Origin of the sequence: Pseudomonas cannabina, assembly GCF_900100365.1 — a bacterium.
Lineage (GTDB): Bacteria > Pseudomonadota > Gammaproteobacteria > Pseudomonadales > Pseudomonadaceae > Aquipseudomonas > Aquipseudomonas cannabina.
In genome coordinates this window covers 3449390-3470110 of record NZ_FNKU01000001.1, presented here as the reverse complement: position 1 = coordinate 3470110, position 20721 = coordinate 3449390, and the positions used below count along the sequence as shown (strand labels likewise).

20 protein-coding genes and 2 pseudogenes are annotated in these 20721 nt (G+C 60.7%); 12 read left to right on the top strand and 10 right to left on the bottom strand.

Annotated features, from left to right (window positions below):
- Positions 1-10 precede the first annotated feature (10 nt).
- Positions 11-613 carry a LysE/ArgO family amino acid transporter gene (locus BLT55_RS16320; RefSeq protein WP_055000101.1) on the bottom strand — a complete coding sequence of 201 codons (603 nt, stop codon included), beginning with the start codon at positions 611-613 and terminating at the stop codon, positions 11-13.
- Between the two features lie 94 nt (positions 614-707).
- Here BLT55_RS16320 and BLT55_RS16315 point away from each other — a divergent pair, with 94 nt between their 5' ends.
- From BLT55_RS16315 to BLT55_RS16305, 3 genes are all read left to right on the top strand, one after another.
- Positions 708-1607, top strand: coding sequence for a LysR family transcriptional regulator ArgP (locus tag BLT55_RS16315; protein WP_055000100.1), 900 nt, complete (start codon positions 708-710; stop codon positions 1605-1607).
- Positions 1608-1681: 74 nt separating this feature from the next.
- On the top strand, positions 1682-2674 hold the full coding sequence (locus tag BLT55_RS16310) for an NAD-dependent epimerase/dehydratase family protein (protein WP_055000099.1): 993 nt from the start codon (positions 1682-1684) through the stop codon (positions 2672-2674).
- An 86-nt stretch (positions 2675-2760) separates the two neighbouring features.
- Positions 2761-3612, top strand: a complete 852-nt coding sequence (locus BLT55_RS16305) for a hypothetical protein (RefSeq protein WP_007248899.1) — start codon at positions 2761-2763, stop codon at positions 3610-3612.
- Between the two features lie 91 nt (positions 3613-3703).
- Here the strand turns inward: BLT55_RS16305 and BLT55_RS16300 are convergent, their stop codons facing one another.
- The 3 genes from BLT55_RS16300 to BLT55_RS16290 are packed head-to-tail and all read right to left on the bottom strand — an operon-like array spanning position 3704 to position 6289.
- On the bottom strand, positions 3704-4753 hold the full coding sequence (locus BLT55_RS16300; RefSeq protein ID WP_055000098.1) for an alkene reductase: 1050 nt from the start codon (positions 4751-4753) through the stop codon (positions 3704-3706).
- 21 nt (positions 4754-4774) lie between these two features.
- A complete protein-coding gene (locus BLT55_RS16295) occupies positions 4775-5941 on the bottom strand; it encodes an MFS transporter (protein ID WP_055000103.1) in 1167 nt (388 codons plus the stop codon).
- 33 nt (positions 5942-5974) lie between these two features.
- Complete coding sequence (locus BLT55_RS16290) at positions 5975-6289, bottom strand: ArsR/SmtB family transcription factor (RefSeq protein ID WP_007248896.1); 315 nt, start codon at positions 6287-6289, stop codon at positions 5975-5977.
- A 164-nt stretch (positions 6290-6453) separates the two neighbouring features.
- Here BLT55_RS16290 and BLT55_RS16285 point away from each other — a divergent pair, with 164 nt between their 5' ends.
- Complete coding sequence (locus BLT55_RS16285; protein ID WP_055000097.1) at positions 6454-7053, top strand: acyl carrier protein phosphodiesterase; 600 nt, start codon at positions 6454-6456, stop codon at positions 7051-7053.
- On the opposite strand, the gene BLT55_RS16280 is transcribed toward BLT55_RS16285, so the two are convergent.
- A complete protein-coding gene (locus tag BLT55_RS16280) occupies positions 7011-7817 on the bottom strand; it encodes a lysophospholipid acyltransferase family protein (protein WP_055000096.1) in 807 nt (268 codons plus the stop codon). The genes BLT55_RS16285 and BLT55_RS16280 overlap by 43 nt on opposite strands.
- Positions 7817-8572 carry an L-ornithine N(alpha)-acyltransferase gene (gene olsB, locus BLT55_RS16275; RefSeq protein WP_055000095.1) on the bottom strand — a complete coding sequence of 252 codons (756 nt, stop codon included), beginning with the start codon at positions 8570-8572 and terminating at the stop codon, positions 7817-7819. The genes BLT55_RS16280 and olsB overlap by 1 nt, the downstream gene beginning before the upstream one ends.
- Positions 8573-9024: 452 nt before the next feature.
- On the opposite strand from olsB, the gene BLT55_RS16270 reads away from it, so the two are divergent.
- From BLT55_RS16270 to BLT55_RS16255, 4 genes are all read left to right on the top strand, one after another.
- The gene (locus tag BLT55_RS16270) at positions 9025-10131 is read left to right on the top strand and encodes a serine hydrolase domain-containing protein (protein ID WP_055000094.1); all 1107 of its coding nucleotides are present in this window, start codon (positions 9025-9027) and stop codon (positions 10129-10131) included.
- Positions 10128-10466: a hypothetical protein gene (locus BLT55_RS16265; protein ID WP_055000093.1), complete on the top strand. Its 339-nt coding sequence runs from the start codon at positions 10128-10130 to the stop codon at positions 10464-10466. Before BLT55_RS16270 ends, BLT55_RS16265 begins: the two co-directional genes overlap by 4 nt.
- Positions 10467-10545: 79 nt before the next feature.
- Positions 10546-11127 carry a YceI family protein gene (locus tag BLT55_RS16260; protein WP_055000092.1) on the top strand — a complete coding sequence of 194 codons (582 nt, stop codon included), beginning with the start codon at positions 10546-10548 and terminating at the stop codon, positions 11125-11127.
- A 1-nt stretch (position 11128) separates the two neighbouring features.
- Entirely contained in the window at positions 11129-12286 is a 1158-nt protein-coding gene (locus BLT55_RS16255) for a phospholipase D-like domain-containing protein (protein ID WP_055000091.1), read from the top strand.
- 104 nt (positions 12287-12390) lie between these two features.
- Here the strand turns inward: BLT55_RS16255 and BLT55_RS16250 are convergent, their stop codons facing one another.
- Complete coding sequence (locus BLT55_RS16250) at positions 12391-13914, bottom strand: fumarate hydratase (RefSeq protein ID WP_055000090.1); 1524 nt, start codon at positions 13912-13914, stop codon at positions 12391-12393.
- Between the two features lie 178 nt (positions 13915-14092).
- Here BLT55_RS16250 and BLT55_RS16245 point away from each other — a divergent pair, with 178 nt between their 5' ends.
- Complete coding sequence (locus tag BLT55_RS16245; protein WP_055000089.1) at positions 14093-15031, top strand: iron-sulfur-binding ferredoxin reductase; 939 nt, start codon at positions 14093-14095, stop codon at positions 15029-15031.
- A 468-nt stretch (positions 15032-15499) separates the two neighbouring features.
- Here BLT55_RS16245 and pyk read toward each other — a convergent pair whose 3' ends face one another.
- Positions 15500-16951 carry a pyruvate kinase gene (gene pyk / locus BLT55_RS16240; RefSeq protein ID WP_007248886.1) on the bottom strand — a complete coding sequence of 484 codons (1452 nt, stop codon included), beginning with the start codon at positions 16949-16951 and terminating at the stop codon, positions 15500-15502.
- Positions 16952-17127: 176 nt separating this feature from the next.
- On the opposite strand from pyk, the gene BLT55_RS16235 reads away from it, so the two are divergent.
- The 3 genes and pseudogenes from BLT55_RS16235 to BLT55_RS16225 all read left to right on the top strand — a co-directional run.
- Positions 17128-17517 (top strand): tetratricopeptide repeat protein, encoded by a 390-nt coding sequence (locus tag BLT55_RS16235; protein ID WP_055000088.1) that lies wholly within the window; start codon positions 17128-17130, stop codon positions 17515-17517.
- 193 nt (positions 17518-17710) lie between these two features.
- Positions 17711-17800: pseudogene (locus tag BLT55_RS16230) on the top strand (PilZ domain-containing protein); the annotation flags it as partial.
- A gap of 103 nt (positions 17801-17903) precedes the next feature.
- Positions 17904-18173 (top strand): annotated as a pseudogene (locus BLT55_RS16225) (PilZ domain-containing protein); the annotation flags it as partial.
- A 55-nt stretch (positions 18174-18228) separates the two neighbouring features.
- Here the strand turns inward: BLT55_RS16225 and BLT55_RS16220 are convergent.
- Both BLT55_RS16220 and BLT55_RS16215 read right to left on the bottom strand, forming a co-directional pair.
- Entirely contained in the window at positions 18229-19572 is a 1344-nt protein-coding gene (locus BLT55_RS16220; RefSeq protein ID WP_055000087.1) for a DUF58 domain-containing protein, read from the bottom strand.
- Positions 19569-20615, bottom strand: a complete 1047-nt coding sequence (locus BLT55_RS16215; RefSeq protein ID WP_055000086.1) for an AAA family ATPase — start codon at positions 20613-20615, stop codon at positions 19569-19571. The genes BLT55_RS16220 and BLT55_RS16215 overlap by 4 nt, the downstream gene beginning before the upstream one ends.
- Positions 20616-20721: the final 106 nt, after the last annotated feature.

The following is a 20721-nucleotide window of genomic DNA, read 5'->3' as shown; positions in this document are numbered from 1 at the left end:
CATGAAACCTTCAGGCTGAACGGATCAACTGCCACGCCACGCTGAACATCATGACCGCCACCATCACGTCCAGCAGGCGCCAGGTGGCAGGCCGGGCCAGCCAGGGCGCGAGCCATGCCGCGCCGAGCGCAAGGCAGGAAAACCACAGCAACGAAGCACTCGCCGCACCGGCCACGTAGGCCTCCGGTACCGTTTGCTGCGCGCCGAGCGAACCGATCAGCAACACCGTGTCCAGATAAACGTGCGGGTTGAGCAACGTCACGGCCAGCGCGCTGAGCAGTACCGTGCGGCGGGACCTTTTGCCAGCTGTCGCGCTGTGTTCGAGGCTTTGTTTCGAGCAGGCCCGGCGCAGTGCCTGCAGGCCATACCAGGTGAGGAATATCACACCGCCCCAACGCGCCACCGCCAGAAGAGTCGGGTTTTGCGCCAGCACGTTGGCCAGACCGAACACCCCGGCAGCCACCAGAATGGCGTCACAGATAACGCACAGCAGCGCTACCGGCACATGGTGTTCACGGCGCAGCCCCTGCGCCAGCACGAACGCGTTTTGCGAGCCGATGGCCATGATCAGCCCGGCGGCGAGCAGTAATCCGTTGAAATAGCTTTGCCACATAATACGTTCCCATCAGGCAGATTCAGGTGGCGATTCTCGGTGGTGTAGCGGTATAAGGAAAACCAATAATCTTTATCGCTCATTAGGAAATCTGATGTTCGACTACAAGCTGTTATCGGCGCTCGCCGCCGTTATCGAGCAAGCCGGGTTCGAGCGCGCGGCTCAGGTGCTGGGGCTGTCGCAGTCGGCCGTGTCGCAACGCATAAAATTGCTGGAAGCGCGTATCGGCCAGCCGGTGCTGGTCAGGGCTACGCCACCCAGCCCTACCGACATCGGGCGACGTCTGCTCAACCATGTGCAGCAGGTGCGTCTGCTGGAGCGCGATCTGCAAAGTCAGGTGCCTGCTCTGGATGAAGAGGGTGTGCCCGAGCGTCTGCGGATCGCCTTGAATGCCGACAGTCTGGCAACGTGGTGGGCGCCTGCGATCGGTGATTTCTGTACACAGCACCGTCTTTTGCTGGACCTGGTGGTCGAAGATCAGGACGTCGGGCTCAAGCGTATGCGGGCTGGTGAAGTCGCTGCCTGTCTGTGTGGCAGCGAGCGCCCGGTGGCCGGGGCGCGCAGCCAGTTGCTTGGGGCGATGCGCTATAGGGCACTGGCCAGCCCGGCGTTCATCGCACGTCATTTTGCGGACGGTGTCAGCCCCGAAAAACTGGCCAGGTCGGCAGCACTCGTTTACGGGCCGGATGATCTTTTGCAGCATCGCTATCTGGCACTGCTTGGTGTACAGGAAGGTTTCCAGCATCATTTGTGCCCCTCTTCCGAAGGTTTCATCCGTATGATCGAAGCCGGAATGGGCTGGGGGCTGGCGCCTGAACTGCAAGTGCGCGGGCAATTGCGCAGCGGCGTTCTGTTTGAGCTGCTGCCGGATCGCTGTATCGATGTGCCGTTGTACTGGCACCATTGGCGCAATGGCGGCCAGTTGCTGACACGCCTCACCGAGCATCTGGCGCAACATGCTGCGCGCTGGCTGGTGCCGTTGAGCGATGAATGATCGTCATTGTGGTCATGTGTAATCAATGCGGGTCGGGTTTCTCCCGTCACGCAGGTGCGTTAATGGAGCGGTAAATGAAGATTCTGGTCACCGGCGCAAGCGGCTTCATTGGCGGACGCTTTGCGCGTTTCGCCCTTGAACAGGGCATGAGCGTGCGGATCAATGGCCGCCGTGCCGATGCCGTCGAGCATCTGGTCAGGCGCGGCGCCGAGTTCATTCAGGGCGACCTCGCCGACCCGTATCTGGTGGGAGCGCTGTGCGATGACGTCGAGGCCGTGGTGCATTGCTCCGGCTCGGTCGGCGTGTGGGGGCGGCGTCAGGATTTCGTGCAGGGCAACGTGCAGCTCACCGAGAACATCGTTGAGGGCTGCCTGAAACAAAGAGTGCGCAAGCTGGTCCACCTGTCATCGCCGTCGATTTATTTCAATGGTCAGTCGCGTCGCGATATCACTGAAGATCAGGTGCCCAAACGCTTCCACAATCACTACGCGGCCACCAAATACATGGCCGAGCAGAAGGTCTTCGGCGCTGCAGAATTCGGCCTCGAGGTGATTGCCCTGCGGCCGCGCTTCGTCACCGGCGCAGGCGACAACAGTATCTTTCCGCGTCTGTTGCAGATGCAGCGCAAGAAGCGCCTGTCGATCATCGGCAATGGCCTGAACATGGTCGACTTCACCAGCATGCAGAACCTCAACGAAGCATTGCTGAGCAGTCTGCTGGCAACCGGATCGGCACTGGGCAAGGCCTACAACATCAGCAACGGCACGCCGGTGCCGCTATGGGATGCGATCAATTATGTGATGCGGCAGATGCAGTTGCCGCAGGTTACCCGCTATCGTTCGTACGGGCTGGCCTGCAGCGCGGCGGCCATCAACGAAGCCGCTTGCAGGCTGTGGCCGGGCCGACCTGAACCCACGCTGACAAGGTTGGGCATGCAGGTCATGAACAAGGACTTTACGCTTGATATCAGCCGTGCAAGGCATTATCTGGATTACCAGCCGCAGGTCAGCCTGTGGACTGCACTGGATGAATTCTGTGGCTGGTGGCAGGCACAGAGCGGGATGTGAACGTGGTAGTGGCACAGTGAGATTGGTCGCCGTGCTGTTGATATACTGCCTGATTTTGGTTTCGACAGTTTCCTGAAGGGTTATCCATGCGCAACGATCCATACGATGACGTCGACGACGTTCCCCACCTCAGCGCCAAAGACGACGATGACGATTTCGTCGTGAACAGCGAGGCGCGTGACCGCACCAAGGTTTATTCGCGTACCGCGCCGGTGGTCAAGGTCAAAGGGCCGAGCACCGGACCGCTCTGGGCATTGGTCGGTGCGTTGTTCATTGCTTTTTGCGGCCTGGGCTGGTGGAGCTTTCAGCAGGTTTCGCTGATGGAGCAACAGCTGGTGGCAACGCAGGAAAGCTTCGCGCGTATCAGTGAAGAAGCTGCGGGACGTTTGCAGGACATCTCCGGCAAGGTCGTGGCGACTGAGTCACTGTCCAGTGACGGCGAAGCCCTCAAGCAGCGCATCAAGTTGCTCGAAGCGCAACTGGAGGACCAGGACAAACAGCGTGAAGGCGTCGAAGGTCAGCAGGGCAGCCTCGACAAGCGTCTGGAGCAGATTGCCGCGCAAACGGCCCAGCAACAAACCGAAAACACGCAGGTGCAGGAACAACTGAAAAGCGTCGCCGCTGAACTGGCCGCCTTGAAAGCCGCGTTGCCTGACCTGAAAACTGCGCAGGCCGAGCAGGGCAAGCTGGACGCCCAGATCAAGAGCGTGGCCGCCGATGTGGCGACCCTGAAAAAACAGGGTAATGCGTCGGCTGCGGTCGAGCGCCTGGAGCAGGAACTGATGGTGCTCAAAAGCGAGCAGGAAAACACCCCGGCGCCGTCAGCGGGCGGAAACACCGCCGAGTTCGATGCTTTCCGGGCGCAAGTCACCCGCAGCATCAACACGCTGAACAGCCAGATCCAGAACCTCTCCCAGCAGCTCAACACACGTCGTTGAAGCCTGCCGCTGCGCTGTAGCGGTAGGGCAGACGGACACTAAAAAACCCTGACTCTCGCGAGTCAGGGTTTTTTTGCCTTACGGCAACGTGTTACAGGCGTGGGTAGTCGATATAGCCGACCGCCCCTTTGCCGTAGAACGTCTCCGGATGCGGTTCGTTCAGAGGTGCATCGCTGGCCAGACGCTCTGGCAGGTCCGGGTTGGCGATATACGGCACACCGAACGCGATTGCGTCAGCCTTGCCTTCTGCCAGCCAGGCATTGGCGCTTTCCTTGGTGAACTTCTCGTTGGCAATGTACATGCCGCCGAAGTCTTTCTTCAGTTGCGGGCCGAGGCTGTCTTCAGCATCACGCTCACGCGCGCAGATGAACGCAATACCGCGCTTGCCGAGCTCTTTGGCAACGTAGCTAAAAGTTTCCGCCCGGTTTTCATCGCTCATGTCGTGCATGTCGAAGCGTGGTGACAGGTGCACACCCACGCGGCCAGCGCCCCACACGTCGATCACCGCATCGGTCACTTCCAGCAACAGACGTGCACGGTTCTCCAGCGATCCGCCGTACTGGTCGGTACGCTGGTTGCTGCCGGTCAGCAGGAATTGCTCGAGCAGGTAACCATTGGCGCCGTGGACTTCCACGCCATCGAAGCCCGCTGCCTTGGCGTTTTCTGCGCCGACCCGATAAGCCTCGACGATGTCGCCGATTTCTGCCAGTTCCAGCGCACGCGGGGTTGGCAATGGAGTGATAGGGCGCATCAGGCTGACGTGGCCTTCAGCAGCAATGGCACTCGGCGCGACCGGCGTTTCGCCATTCAGGTACGCCGGGTGGGAAATACGGCCTACGTGCCACAGTTGCAGCACGATGCGGCCGCCAGCGTTATGCACCGCCTTGGTGATGTTGCTCCAGCCACGCACTTGATCGTTGGACCAGATGCCAGGGGTGTCCGGGTAGCCAACGCCCATCGGTGTGACAGAGGTGGCTTCGGTCAGGATCAGGCCTGCCGAAGTGCGCTGTACGTAATACTCGGCCATCATTGCGTTGGGCACGCGCCCTTCGTCGGCACGGCAGCGGGTCAGCGGCGCCATGATGATGCGGTTTGGCAGTTGCAGATCGCCAAGGGTGATCGGGTCAAAGATAGTCGTCATGTGTCGAATCCTCGTAATTGATCAATGTGTAGCGTGTGCCAGATCGGGGTTGCCGGTCTGGCGGAAAGTAATCAGGGTGATCAGCAGCGCGAGCACGGCCAGAACGGCTGCTGCCAATGGCACGCTGGTCAGGCCCAGGCCGTGTGCGATGACGCTGCCGCCGACCCAGGCGCCGAGCGCGTTACCGACGTTGAAGGCGCCGATGTTCAGGGTCGAGACCAGGTTGGGTGCGGCTTTGCCGAAGGTCACCACGTTGATCTGCAACGCCGGGACCGCCGCGAAGGCCGCCACTGCCCAGAGGAACAGAGTGATTTCAGTCGGTATCAGCGCCGCGCTGGTCCAGCTGAGGGCGGTGGAAATCACCGCCATCGAAACGAACACACCTATCAGCGTGGACGACAGGCGGCGGTCGGCCATCTTGCCGCCGATCACGTTGCCGGCGGTCAGGCCCAGGCCGATCAGCAGCAGGGTCCAGGTCACGCCGTTGGGCGACACGCCGGTCACTTCGCCGAGCAACGGGGCGATGTAGGTGAACAGGGTGAACATGGACGCCGAAAACAGCGCAGTCATGCTCAGCGACAGCCAGATACCGGCACCTTTGAGGGCGCTCAGTTCGGCACGCATGTCGAGTTTTTCTTCGTTGCGATTGGTCGGCAGAAAGCGGATCAGGCCGATCAGCGCAATCACGCCGATCACGGTCACGGCCCAGAACGTCGAGCGCCAGCCGGCGTATTGTCCCAACGCGGTGCCCAGCGGTACGCCCAGCACGTTGGCCAGGGTCAGACCGGTGAACATCAAGGCCACAGCGGACGCACGGCGGTTGGCGGGCACCAGGCCTGCGGCGACCACCGAGCCGATACCGAAGAACGCGCCATGGCACAGCGCCGTGACCACACGGGCGAACATCAGCACGTTGTAGTCACTGGCCAGCGCGCAGAGCAGGTTGCCGATGATGAAAATCCCCATCAGCGTGACCAGCGCGGCTTTGCGCGGCAGTCTGGCGGTGGCCATGGCCATGAACGGTGCGCCGACAGCCACGCCCAGCGCGTAGCCGGTCACCAGCCAGCCAGCGCCGGGGATCGATACGCCCAGATCGGCGGCGACGTCGGGCAGCAGGCCCATGATGACGAATTCAGTGGTGCCGATGGCGAAGGCGCTCAAGGCCAGAATGAGTAGCGAAAGGGGCACGGGCATCTCCTTGAAACGAAACAGTGTGGAAAATCAGGTCGGGTTGTTCAGCTCTTTAACCAGCGCCTGCACGAACGCCTGGATCACTTCTTCGTTACGTCTGAAGAAGTGCCATTGGCCGACCTTCTTGCTGCTGATCAGCCCGGCGCGTTGCAGGGTCGCCAGATGGGCTGACACTGTGGACTGCGACAACCCGGCGCGCTGATCGATCTGTCCGGCGCAGACGCCGTGTTCGATCGAGTACTCCTGGGTCGGAAAGTTGCCACGCGGGTCTTTCAGCCAGGTCAGGATTTCTCGGCGGACCGGGTGGGCCAGGGCTTTTATTATGTCGTCGAGGTCGATCTGCATGTCGTTCTCACAGGCGGTGTAGCGATATATCGCGATAGGGCGAACTTTATATCTGTATATTGCGATATACAAATATGATTATGTGCTGAGCAGCGAACAAATCGGTATATCGGGTTATATCGATATATAGACCGGAGCCCCGAAAGCGGCGTAGGCTTGCGCTCATGAACTATCTGGCACATCTTCATCTTGGCGGGCAGCGGCCTGCTCAATTGCTCGGCAGCCTGTACGGCGACTTCGTCAAAGGTCCGCTGCCCGGGCGTTTTTCTGTCGAACTGGAAGCCGCGATTCGTCTGCATCGCAGGATTGACGCGTTCACCGATGCCCACCCGCTGATCAAGGCGTCCATCGCTCGCTTTCCGACACAGCGGCGGCGTTACGCGGGCATCATGCTCGATGTGTTTTTCGATCATTGCCTGGCGCGTGACTGGCATGTGTATGCCGATCTGCCGCTGGACACGTTCACTCGACGGGTTTATGGCACGCTGGCAGCCGAGCCGCAGTTGCCCGAGCGTCTGGCATTGATCGCACCGCGGATGGCGGCGCAGGACTGGCTGGGTTCGTACCGGGATTTCGACGTGTTGGAGCAGGTGCTGCGTGGTATCTCCAGCCGCCTGTCACGACCCGAAGGGCTGGCGGGCGGCATGCAAGAGTTGCAGGCGCTTTACCAGCCCTTGAGCGAGGATTTCGCCGCGTTTTATCCGCAGCTTCAGGATTTCGCTCAGGCCGCTCTGGCCGGCCGCGAGACCACTTCGCTCGACTGAGCAGGTTCGCCGATCACGGGCTCACCAAACAAGGCCGTCTGCACAGCCTGCTGAGCCTTGAAGGCCAGGGCGGCACGTTCCTGATCCGCCGTCGGGATCGGCGTCAGCAGATGAATATGCACGTCGCTTTGCTCGTTGGCGAACAGCCGGCGCAGGTGCGACAGCAGGTCATCATCACCAATGAACGGCGCAATAGGGTCAGGCTTGCCATCACGCGAATAGCCGATGGCTACCGGCTGGATCGGCACGCCTGCTTCGATGGCGCTGGACAGCAAGCGACCATGAAACGTACGCAGGCTCCTGCCGTCGGTGGTGGTGCCTTCCGGGAAGATCAACAGCGCGTTGCCTTGTTGCAGGTGGTTGCACATCTGCTTCTGGATCAGACGGCTGTCGCCCGCGCCGCGACGAATGAACAGGGTGCCGGCTTTCAAGGCCAGCCAGCCAGCCACCGGCCAGGTGCGCACTTCGGCCTTGGACAGAAACGACAGCGGCGCGAGCATGCCCAGCAGCGCGATGTCAGTCCATGACACATGATTGCTGACCCACAGCATCGGCTGCTTTGGCAACTCGCCGGTCACGGTGACGCGAAACGGCAGGGCGTTGCTCAGGCGTGCCATGAACCAGCGGCTCCAGGGCTGCCTGCGCTCCATCGAGCTGCCGACTTTCATGCGCTCCAGAATCGCGAACGCTCCGGCAATCGTCAGGCCGAGTGCCACCACCAGCAGCACCCGGACCACGCGGGCATAGCCGCGCATCCGGCTCATCACACGGCCGCCTTGAAGTGACGCGCGTAGTGTGGGCACAGATCGTCGCGCTTGAGCAGGATGAACACGTCGGCGACCTGGAAATCTTCGTCCCAGCAGGGCTCGCCGCAGATCTTCGCACCCAGGCGCATGTAGGCCTTGAGCAGCGGCGGCATTTCGCAAATGACGTTGCTGGGGATATCGAGGGTCGGCAGCGGGTTTTTCGGCTCGGCGCGCAGGTGCTCGTTGCACAGATAGCGTTCGCGCAGGCGCTGCATGATTGCGTGGGCCTGAATGCCGCCGTCCTGCATGGGGATGCTCGCGCAACCCATCAGGTAGCTGTAGCCGCCTTCGTTGAGCACTTCGGCCAGTTCGCTCCACAACACGGCGATGGTGCCGCCGTTACGGTAGGCCGGATCGACACAGGTGCGTCCCAGTTCCAGAATCGGACCTTGCAGATGCGCCAGGCCGTGCAGGCTGAATTCTTCTTCACTGTAGAAGCTGCCCAAGGTGCTGGCAGCCTTGTGGTCGAGCAGCCGGGTGGTGGCAACCAGACGCCCGGTGTTCAAGTCGCGAACCCCTATGTGCGAGCAGTGAACATCGTAGTCATCGATATCCAGACCTTGTTCAGCGCCGTTGAGGCGAGCGTTGAACTCTTCGCTGAACACACTGAAACGCAGCGCCTGTGCTTCCTGCAGGGCGCGCGTTCCAATCAGGCGTTCGGCCTGAAGACGACGTTCAGAAGTGTTGTCACGAATGCGGGCGATCTGGGTCATACGAATCTCCATGAGCCAGCCTTGGCTGATAGGGCTGGTTGACTGATTTGTCCAGGCGCTTTGCCGTAACTGCAGGCTAGGGAGGTGGCGTGTCACGGCTGTGAAGCTTTGGTGATGGTTGTGTGGTCCTGTTACGCCCGGACTCTTGTGCCGAAGCTCCGCGTCCCGCGTGATGCACAAGTCTTGATGAGCTCGGAAAACAGGCTTCTGCCCGCAGGGCGAGGAGCAGACCGGGCGACGCTTCGCTCGTCCGCGAACTGCCGGGAACCGGCAGCAAAACCAATCGCCTCGGTGTATCAGGCAAAACCGAGGTGTCCTGTTTCAGGGCCGCTTCGCAGCCCATCGCAGCCGTCGTAACCTCCTGAAGCTCCTGCATCCCACCAATCCGGCGCGTTACCGGATTGTCATGAAGGTTTGATAAGGTTTGCGGATAATTCTTTCGAGACCCTGCCATGCCTCGTCGATTCGTCCGCTTGTGTCTGCTGTTGATGCTGGGTATCAGCGCGCATAACGCTGTTGCCGAAACATGGCCCGCGGAGCAGTGGCCATCTCGCTCGGTCCCACGATCCCCGGCCATCGAAACGCTTGAAAACTACGCCTTTCCGGCCAGGGACGAAGACACCCGCAAAGGCATTCGCACCGACGCGCTGCTGGTCATCCGTGATGGCGAAGTCGTTTACGAACGCTATGCCGGCGTCACCACCGCCCAGACCCCGCACCTGACTTGGTCCATCAGCAAGAGCATCCTGGCCACGGTGCTTGGCGTGGCGTTTACAGAAGGGCGCTTTCAGTTGAATGACCCGGTCGCGAAGTTCTATGCGCCGTTCCAGAAGCATCCCGATATCACCCTCAAAGACCTGATGCACTGGGCGTCCGGCCTGGACTGGCAGGAAGACTACGAATACGCGCCGCTCAACTCCTCCGTGGTCGCCATGCTCTATACCCGCGGCCGTGACGACATGGCGCGCTTCACCGCCGAGCACGCCGCCGCCAGGCCTGCGGGCAAGGCTTATCTTTATTCCAGCGGCGACAGCACGGTGCTGGCGGCCGCGCTGAAAAACATGGTCGGGCAACAGGCGTATCCGGACTACCCGTGGACAGCGCTGTTTGACCCGCTCGGTATTCGTGGTGCGGTCTGGGAAACCGACGGCAGCGGCATCTTCGTGGGGTCGTCGTATGCCTACATGACCGTTGGCGATCTGGCACGTATCGGCCTGTTGATGCAGCGCGGCGGTCAATGGCAGGGGCGGCAGTTGCTCAATCAGGCGTGGATGGATTTCGTGCTGACGCCTTTTGCCGGCGAGCAAGTGGACGCCAGTGTTGAAGTGCCGGGCGGTCAGTGGTGGCTCAATCGCACGGCTGATGGCGGCAAGGGCCCTTGGGCTGACGCCCCCGCCGATACCTTCGCCGCGCTGGGGCACTGGGGGCAGGCGCTGTATGTGATTCCTGAACAGAAACTGGTCATCGTGCGCTATGCCGATGACCGTGATGGCACTTACAACCACAATCAGATGCTCAAGCTGGTACAAACAGCCTTCGGCAAGGAGGCTAGCCAATGAGCAGCCGTCGGATGTTCATCCTGCGTCGCCCGTTCAGCAGCCTGCTGGTGCTGATCATCGTTGTGCTCGCCGTGCTTGCCTGGCTATACCGCGTGAACCTGCAGGCATTCCCGACCATCATCAGCGCTTACACCGCCAAGGAATACTGCTCGTGCCGGTACGTGATGAACAACCCTGAAACGTACTGTCGGGGCTACGTCAAACAGTACGTGCCCAGCACTCTGACAGATGATGCAAGCCAGAAACGGGTAGTTGCCAGCGGCCTTGGACGTACCAGCAGCGCCGCATGGCAGGGCGAAAAACAAGGCTGTCGGCTGCTGTCGCCCCCTTCCTGACACGTCGGGTCGAACATAGCGGTATGCCGGAGGTCTGACAGGCGTTAAGGTTGCCCCCAAATGCACGTCTGGAGTCTGCATGCTCAACACAATTCGTCTGCTGCTGGTCATGCTGGCCGCAGTGGCGTTACCTGCCCATGCCAACTGGTATCTGGATAACGAGTCTTCACGACTCTCTTTCACTTCAACCAAAGACTCCGACATCGCCGAAGTGCACCGCTTTCTGGTGCTGCACGGCAAGGTCAGCAACAAAGGGCTGGCGCAAGTGCAGGTCGAGATGGACTCGGTCAGCACCGGCATTCCGATGCGCGACGAGCGCCTTCGTGAGCAGGTGTTTCAGGTCCACAACTTTCCTTTCGCGCAGATCAACGCGCAGCTGGACATGCGACCGATCAACGACCTCGCCCCCGGTGCGCAACTGGAACTGCGCTTGCCGCTGTCCGTGAGCCTGCGCGACAAGACCCATACCTACAACGCTGAGTTGCTGGTGACGCGTCTCGACGATCGCCGCTTTCAGGTGGTGACGCTGAAGCCGCTGGTGGTCCATGCACAGGATTTCGATCTGCTGCCGGACTTCACCGCCTTGCGCAAAACGGCGGGATTGTCAGCGGTCAGCCTGTCGGTGCCCGTGGGCGCTGTGCTGATTTTCACGGCGCGCTGATATGGCCAGCGCGATTTTTCCGTGGCGTGAAAACAACCGTTTCCAATTATTGATCGACGGCCCGGCATTCTTTCCGCGCATGATCGCGGCGATCGATCGCGCCGAGCAGCAGGTAGACCTTGAACTGTACCTGGTCGAAGCCGGGGCCTGCGCCGATGCCATCGTGCGGGCGCTGGTCGAGGCGGGGCGGCGTGGCGTGATGGTCCGCTGTCTGTTCGATGACTTCGGCTCGAAAGCCTTCGATGCCGGGCTGCGCCAGCAACTGACGGATGCCGGGGTGATCCTGCGCTTCTATAACCCGATTCACTGGCGGCGTGGCGTGCGCAATCTGTACCGTGACCATCGCAAGATTCTGGTCGTGGACAAAGCTCTGGCAGTGGTGGGTGGCACCGGGGTGACCGATGAATTCTGGGAGCCGGACAAAGACGTCAGTCAGTGGCATGAGGTCATGGTGGAGATTACCGGGCCGCTGGTGCTGGACTGGCAGGCGCTGTTCGACCGGCAATTCCATGCCAATGCGCTGCGCTTTGCCTGGCGCCCGAAGCAAAACTTCGGCCTGCGGCAGTTACCGAACATGCCGACGTCCGGGGAAGGGCTGGGACGGGTGGCTTATGCCGATTCCCGTCAGCACCGCGACATTCTGCAGTCGCTGGTGCGTACCTTGCACAGCGGCCAGAAGCGCGTCTGGCTCGCCACACCGTATTTCCTGCCCACCTGGAAAGTCCGTCGCGCCCTGCGCAGCGCGGCGGCGCGTGGCGTCGATGTGCGGCTGCTGCTGACCGGCCCGCGCACTGACCACCCGTCCGTGCGCTACGCTGGTCACCGCTACTACCCGCGCCTACTGCGTGCCGGTGTCAAAGTCTTCGAATACCAGCCGTGTTTTCTGCACCTGAAAATGGTGCTGATCGACGACTGGGTGAGTATCGGCTCGTGCAACTTCGATCACTGGAACCTGCACTTCAACCTGGAAGCCAACCTCGAAGGCATCGATCCGGGCCTGACCCGGGACGTGGTTGCCAGTTTCGAAAAAGACTTCGCCCTGAGCGCCGAAATCACCCTGGAAGACTGGAAAGCCAGACCCCTGTGGCGGCGTGTCAAGCAGCGCCTGTGGGGCTGGATCGACCGGCTGGTGGTGAATTTGCTGGATCAGCGGAATTGAGGGTGTAAGCGGGGCCGATCAAGGCCTCGTGTCGAGATTTTGCCAGGCGATGCCTGGTAGCGAACCCGAATTGTAGACGAATTCGCTACCTCATCGAAGGGCGCCTACTGCACTTCCACCGCCAGGCTGTCGCTGATCTTCTTCTGCCAGATCTGCGGGCCGGTGATGTGAACAGACTCACCGGTGCTGTCTACGGCAACGGTCACAGGCATGTCCTTGACCTCGAACTCGTAGATCGCTTCCATGCCCAGCTCGGCGAAGGCCACGACTCTGGATTTCTTGATCGCTTGAGCCACCAGATAAGCAGCGCCGCCAACGGCCATCAGGTACACCGCCTTGTGCTCACGAATGGCTTCGATGGCGGTCGGGCCGCGTTCGGATTTGCCGATCATGCCCAGCAGGCCGGTCTGGTCGAGGATCTGGCGGGTGAATTTGTCCATCCGCGTGGCCGTGGTCGGGCCAGCAGGGCCGACGACTTCTTCGCGTACCGGGTCAACCGGGCCAACGTAGTAGATGAAGCGGCCCTTGAGGTCTACCGGCAGGGTTTCGCCCTTGTTGAGCATCTCGACCATGCGTTTGTGCGCAGCGTCGCGACCGGTGAGCATCTTGCCGTTGAGCAGCACGGTTTCGCCCGGCTTCCAGCTTTGCACGTCTTCCGGGGTCAGGGTGTCGAGATCGACGCGGCGGGCCGACGGGCCGGCTTCCCAGACGATTTCCGGGTAGGCATCCAGCGGTGGTGCTTCCAGCGAAGCCGGGCCGGAGCCGTCGAGCACGAAGTGGGCGTGACGGGTGGCGGCGCAGTTGGGGATCATGCACACCGGCAGCGAGGCGGCGTGGGTCGGGTAATCCATGATCTTGACGTCGAGCACGGTGGTCAGACCGCCAAGGCCCTGAGCACCGATGCCCAGCTGGTTGACCTTCTCGAACAGCTCCAGACGCATCTCTTCGATACGGTTCTGCGGGCCGCGGGCTTTCAGCTCATGAATGTCGATGGATTCCATCAGCACTTCCTTGGCCATGACGGCGGCTTTTTCAGCCGTGCCGCCGATGCCGATGCCGAGCATGCCCGGCGGGCACCAGCCAGCGCCCATGGTCGGCACTGTTTTCAGTACCCAGTCGACGATCGAATCGGACGGGTTGAGCATCGCCATCTTCGATTTGTTTTCCGAACCGCCGCCTTTTGCTGCGACGTCTACTTCCACGGTGTTACCCGGGACAATGGAGTAGTGGATGACCGCCGGGGTGTTGTCCTTGGTGTTTTTGCGAGCGCCTGCCGGGTCGGCGAGGATGGAGGCGCGCAAGACGTTTTCAGGCAGGTTGTAGGCGCGACGCACACCTTCGTTGATCATGTCGTCCAGGCCCATGGTGGCGCCGTCCCAGCGAACGTCCATACCGACGCGCACGAAAACGGTGACGATGCCGGTGTCCTGACAGATCGGGCGATGACCGGTCGCGCACATGCGCGAGTTGATCAGGATCTGGGCGATGGAGTCGCGGGCGGCAGGCGACTCTTCACGCAGATACGCCTCGTGCATGGCCTGGATGAAATCCACGGGGTGGTAATAGGATATGAACTGCAGGGCGTCTGCAACGCTCTGAATCAGGTCGTCTTGCTTGATCACGGTCATGCGGCGCGCTCCTCTGTAAGGACGGGAACATTCAAATACGCTATCGGCGGCAGTCTGGAACTGCGGCTTGGACCAGAGCTGTCAGTGAGCCGAAGCGGGCGCAAAAAGGCGCGGCAGTATAACCCGCCCGACAGGCCAGTCTGTACAATCACGGTTATTTTCTGCACAGGGCGTCTGAATGCCTCAATTGCATGTGGGTGAGCGTAGCTGGTCGGTGCCATCGGCCGGCAATCTGCTCGACGCCCTTAACCATGTCGGTGTGCCGGTTCCTTACAGTTGTCGTGCCGGCAGTTGTCATGCGTGTCTGGTGCGCTGTGTAAAAGGTGAGCCTGACGACGCGTTGCCCGAAGCCTTGCCCGCTGAAAAGCGTCAGCAGGGCTGGCGCCTTGCCTGCCAGTGCCGAGTGGTCGAGGACCTGACGGTCGAGGTGTTCGATCCGCAACGCGACGGTTTGCCCGCGAAGGTTGTCGGCTGCGACTGGCTTGGCCCCACAGTGCTGCGCTTGCGGCTCGAACCGGCACGCCCGCTGCGCTACGGCGCAGGCCAGCATCAGGTGTTGTGGACGGAAGGTGGTATTGCACGACCCTACTCGCTGGCCAGTCTTCCGGGCGAGGATGCGTTTCTGGAATTTCATATCGATTGTGGTTTGCCCGGTGCCTTCCGTGATGCCGCCCGTCAGTTGCAGATCGGTGACGACTTGCGACTCGGCGAACTGCGTGGCGGGGCGCTGCGCTATGACCCTGACTGGCAGGACAAGCCGTTGCTGCTGTTGGCAGCCGGCACCGGTCTCGGGCCTTTGTGGGGCGTGCTGCGCGAGGCGTTGCGTCAGGAGCATCAAGGCAGTATCCGCCTGATTCATCTGGCTCGTGACCGTCATGAACATTACCTGGCTGACGAGTTACAGGCCTTGGCTGAGCGTTATCCACAGCTGCTGGTTCAACTGATCACCGCGCAGACTCTACAGACAACCTTGGCCGAGCTGCGCCTGTTGTCGCGGCATGCCATGGCGCTGTTGTGTGGCAGTGCCGACAGCGTGGAGATGTTTGCCAAGCGTTTGTATCTGGCAGGGCTGCCGCGTAATCGACTGCTGGCGGATGTGTTTGTGGCGCGGGAGTAAGGGGCTCGTTAGTTAAAGCTCTCGTTCCGCATGCTTCAGCGCTTAGCGTTATACAAGTCCGCTTTTGATTCTGGCCGAAGTCCGTGCGAACTTGTTCGCGAAAGGGCCGTTACATCCGCTGAAGATGTATCGCCCGGAATAAAGCTTTCGCGAACAAGTTCGCTCCCACGCCCTACGGGCAGAAGCGTGCTCTGCGTCCGATGCATCGCTATGCACAAGTCCGCTTCTGATTCTGGCCGAAAGCCGTGGGAGCGACCGGGGCGGCGATCCGCATTGTTCGCGAAGACTGTGGTTCAGGGGGGACATTATTCGCGGAATGTACCGGCCCCTTCGCGAACAAGTTCGCTCCCACGGCCTACGGGCAGAAGCCTGAAAGCCCCAGTTCCCGAGCTGACACAATACAAAAAGGCCCCGGCTCTTGCGAGATGGGGCCTTGGCTTGCAGCGCCGAGCTATAAGACCAGTGCTATCAGACCAATGGGTCGCCAACGTGCAGGATTTTCATGCCGTTGGTGCCGCCGATGGTGTGGTAGCTGTCACCCTTGGTCAGGATGACCCAGTCGCCTTGCTCGACCAGCCCGCGCTTGAGCAGTTCGTCGACGGCGGCCTGGCTGACCTGGCCAGGCGGCAGGTTTGCCGGGTCGAACGGCACGGTGTAGACGCCACGGAACATCGCCGCGCGCGCCTGAGTGCCACGGTGCGGGGAAAACGCGTAGATCGGCACCGAGGAGCGAATGCGCGACATGATCAGCGGGGTGTAGCCGCTTTCGGTCAGTGCGATGATCGCCTTCACGCCAGGGAAGTGGTTGGCGGTGTACATGGCGGCCAGCGCGATGCTTTCATCGCAACGCGTGAACGAGTGGCCGATACGGTGGCTGGACGTTTTGCCGGTCGGGTGCTTTTCAGCGCCGACGCAGATACGTGCCATGGCCTGTACGGCTTCAACAGGGTAAGAACCCGCAGCGCTTTCTGCCGAGAGCATGACGGCGTCGGTGTAATCGAGCACGGCGTTGGCCACGTCGGACACTTCGGCGCGGGTCGGCATGGGGCTGGAGATCATCGACTCCATCATTTGCGTCGCGACGATCACCGCCTTGTTGTGGCGACGTGCGTGCAGAATGATGCGTTTCTGAACACCGACCAGTTCGGCGTCACCGATTTCGACACCCAGGTCGCCACGGGCAACCATGACGGCATCGCTGGCGCGAATCAGTGCGTCAAGCACTTCGTCGTTGGCGACGGCTTCAGCCCGTTCGATCTTGGCGACCAGCCAGGCGGTGCCACCGGATTCGTCACGCAACTGGCGGGCATATTCCATATCAGCGGCATCGCGCGGAAAGGAAACGGCCAGATAGTCCAGATCCATTTCGGCAGCGAGCTTGATGTCCTGCTTGTCTTTCTCGGTCAGCGCCGGGGCCGTCAGACCGCCACCGCGACGGTTGATGCCTTTATGGTCGGACAGCGGACCGCCGATCAGCACCGTGCAGTGCAGTTCGTGTGCGGTCTGGGTGTCGACGCGCATGACCACGCGACCGTCGTCGAGCAACAGCTCGTCGCCTACGCCGCAATCCTTGACCAGATCCGGGTAGTCGATACCCACGATTTGCTGGTTGCCACTGGTCAGCGGATGAGCGGTGGAGAAGGTGAACTTGTCACCGACCTTCAGCTCGATTCGTTTGTCGGTGAACTTCGCAATACGGATTTTCGGACCCTGCAGGTCACCCAGCAGAGCGACGAAGCGCCCGTGTCTGGCGGCAATCTCACGGATCAGTTTGGCGCGAGCCTTGTGCTCATCCGGGGTGCCGTGGGAGAAATTCAGACGGGCAACGTCCAGACCCGAGAGGATCAGTTGCTCGATGATTTCCGGCGAGTTGCTGGCAGGGCCAAGTGTGGCGACGATTTTGGTGCGGCGTACGGTCATGCACAAACTCCTTGATTGAAGCGCAGCGAGAGGCTACTCCTCTCTGGATCTTTAGTCATTGTTCCTTTGCACTGCCGCGCTGCGGACGGGACGGGCAAGCGGCTGACGATCGGTGCTCGATTGGCCTGTAGAAAACGGCTGGCGAGCCGATAAAGCGCAGAGAACAGGAGACTCCCATGCGTATTGTAACGATTGTTGTATTACTGATTGCGCTCGGCGGCTGCAATCGCTGGGCAATGAACTCCAACCTGGATCATGCCTACCGCGCTTATCAGGAAGGCGATTGCGATCGGGTGATGCTCGATTTGTCCAAGATCGAGCGTCAGAGCCGTGAGCGGCGTTATGTGCAGCCGGAGGTTTCGATGCTCCGCGCGCAGTGCCTGGAGCGTCAGAAATTGTATGTGGATGCTGCACAGACCTACCAATTCCTTCTAACGCAGTACCCACAAAGTGAATATGCTTACCGCGCACGGGCCAGACTCGACACGCTGGCGCAGCTCGGTCACTACCCCCAGGCCCAGCCCGTCAGAGTAATGCCTGCTCCGCGCAGTCCCGTTTCAAAATAATTACATCCAATTGGGTGGAATGTATCGTAATCGGGTGGATTTCGGAAAAAACTGGGCTAGTCTGTCTCATGAGGGATAGAGGAGTTGTAAAACTCTGTATCAAAGGAATCTCTGCAGCTCGGTGTCTGGAGTGGCTGTAGCGAACATGCAGTTTTACGTAACCACGCCCAGTGGTTTCCGAAGGCGGCCTGCCATGTATAAAGAGCGAAGAATAGAACGGCACCAATTGCATGATTATCTTCAGGTTTTCAATTGTCATACGGGCAAACCTATAGGTTGCCTAGGGAGGCGCTGATTTATTCGATTTTTCGTCCCTGCAACGCTCTGGAGGCCTTGATTTATCTGGGGGCAACAGCTGGGTTTTAGAATAAATCAGCGTCTCCCTAGGTAACGTATCCGAAGATGGACTGATGCTTATCAGTGACCTGCCGATGCTGGTGGGTGCCCGGTTTGACCTTGTATTGAGAATGCCCGATGCAAAGGGTGCCGATGTCATCAATGTAAAAGCCTTGTGCCTCTGGTGTCACGAGGACGAAACGCCCGGCGGCTATGACTCTGGCTTTGAGCTGTCTCAGGTTTCGACCGAATACCTCGACTTCATCCAGATGCTGCGCCGCTACTTCTCGTTTTACCCGTCTTACGAGGCGTCTGCCTGACCTTGGCGGACCGTGCGGTTCAAGCCGCACGGGTCCTGCCTGTTAACGTTCTGCCCTATAGCGTTCCTGCCTTCTTCCAGCTCAGGTAGCGAGTGATCAATTGCGGCCCCAGTTCCCTTGGACGCGCATCCATGATCGCCACGCCTTGGGCACTCATCCGCTCATGAAGCGCCGCCCGGGCATTGAGGAAACTCATCGTCCCACAGTAGTCGAGCGCCTGATCATAGGTTTGCACTGGCGACTGGCGCAGGCTGTCGAGCACTTCCTCTCTCAGACTGGCAACCAGCACCCGATGCTGGCGACTCAGTTGCCTGACCGCCGCCAGGAGTTCGTCGTCGTCTTCGTCGCGCAAGTTAGTGACCAGTACGATCAGCGAGCGTCTTTTGTGTCGGATCATCAGTTGACGAACGGCTGCGCTGTAATCGGCCGTACGCCGGGTGGTCTGCAAGTCATAGACCGTATTGAGCAACAGGTTGAGTTGCCCCGAGCCTTTGACGGGCGACAGGTAGCGGTCCTCATCGCCAGCAAAAGTTGCCAGGCCTACCGAGTCGCCCTGGCGCAACGCGACATAGCTCAACAGCAGGCAGGCATTGAGTGCGTGATCGAAATGCGACAGCTCGCCATCCTGGCTGCGCATACGGCGTCCGCAATCGAGCATGAAGACGATTTGCTGATCGCGCTCATCCTGATACTCGCGAGCGATGGGGGTGCGTTGACGCGCGGTGGCTTTCCAGTCGATCTGGCGCAGGCTGTCGCCTTCGCGAAATTCGCGCAACTGATTGAATTCCATGCCCAACCCGCGACGTTGCAACTGCCGCACACCGAGCTGGCTGATCCAGTTGTCCACCGCCAGCAGTTGCCCGCCATAGAGACGAGCGAAATCCGGGTAGACGCGGGTTGTGCTGTGCAAAGCCAGATAGCGCCGGGTGGTCCACAGCCGCAAACGTCCGGGCAGGCTGATTTCACAGCGCTCGAACACAAAATGCCCCCGGCTCGTCGGGCGCAGCCGATAGCCGAACTGGCCTTTTTCGCCCGGCAGCAGCGTCAGGGATTGCGGCAGGTTTTCCCATTCCAGACCATGGGGCAGGTGGTCGAAAACGCGTATCGTCAGCGGCCTGGAACTGTGCTGCTCGACGTCGAGCCGAGCCTCGTTCCAGCGATCCAGCGCCAGGCTTCCCGGAAGATGACGCTGCACCTGCGGCGAGGCCTGGCGAATCAGCCAGAAGGCGTCGAGCAGGCCGGCAATCGTCAGCACCAGTAAAGCGCCCCGATACAGGCTGTCGATCTGTGCCGGATAGTCGATGCCCAGCGCATGCAGTGTGCCGAGCAGCAACGCAGCACCCGTCAGCCCTCCGAGCCAACGGAGCAACGTCACCGACGGCCGCAGGGTCTGTTTCACAGGCGCGGCGCCGGAACCTGATCGAGGATCTGCCTGAGCACCTGATCCACCGACAGGCCTTCGATGTCCAGCTCTGGCGACAGACGTACCCGGTGCCGCAACACGGCCAGCGCACAGCCCTTGATATCATCCGGCGTCACGAATTCGCCACCGCGCAGCAAGGCGCGCGCCCGTCCGCCACGCACCAGCGCAATCGACGCTCGCGGTCCGGCGCCCTGGCTCAGGCCGGGCCAGGTTCGCGTGCTGCGCGCCAGCCTGACGGCATAATCCAGCACCTGTTCGTCGAGCGGCAGCTCGCTGGCAATACGTTGCAGGACCTGAACTTCACGGGCCTGCATGATGACCCTGAGCGGCTTCACATCCAGCATGTCGGCGCGCGACGAACGAGTGACCTGGCGCACCATGTCCAGCTCTTCCCGGGCTTCGGGGTAATCCATGCGCAGCTTGAGCATGAAGCGATCCAGCTCCGCTTCCGGCAGCGGGTAGGTGCCTTCCTGCTCGATAGGATTCTGAGTCGCCAGCACCATGAACGGCTGCGCAATGGGCAAGGCTCGTCCTTCAAGGGTGACCTGCCGTTCTTGCATGGCTTCCAGCAGTGCGGCCTGCGTCTTGGCCGGTGCACGGTTGATTTCATCGGCCAGTAACAGATTGGTGAACAGTGGCCCTTTGCGCAGCTTGAACTGCTCGGTCTGCATGTCGTACACAGCGTGCCCGGTGACATCGCTGGGCATCAGGTCCGGCGTGAACTGGATACGTGCGAAGTCGCAACCAATGCAACTGGCCAGCGCTCTGACCAGCAGCGTCTTGCCCAGCCCCGGTACGCCTTCGAGCAATACATGCCCGCCGCCGATCAGCGCAGTCAGCACGTCTTCGATGACCGTATTCTGCCCGATCACCGCTTTTTGCAGTTCAGTGCGCAACGCCTGAGCAAGCTGACTGGCGCGCTGGCGCTGCTGCGCCTGAGTGCTTGCAGTGCTCGTCGGGCTGACCGGTTCCGTGACGGGCTCGGCGCTGGCAGGGTGTTCGGGCGTTTGATTGGTCATTGGTTCCGTAGCCTTGCTAACTGTTAGGGCGGGATTATCTTCCATAAATTAATCACTTACTCAATCTAACTGTTTTAGGTGACCTTTTGGCCGGCACGCCTTTTTG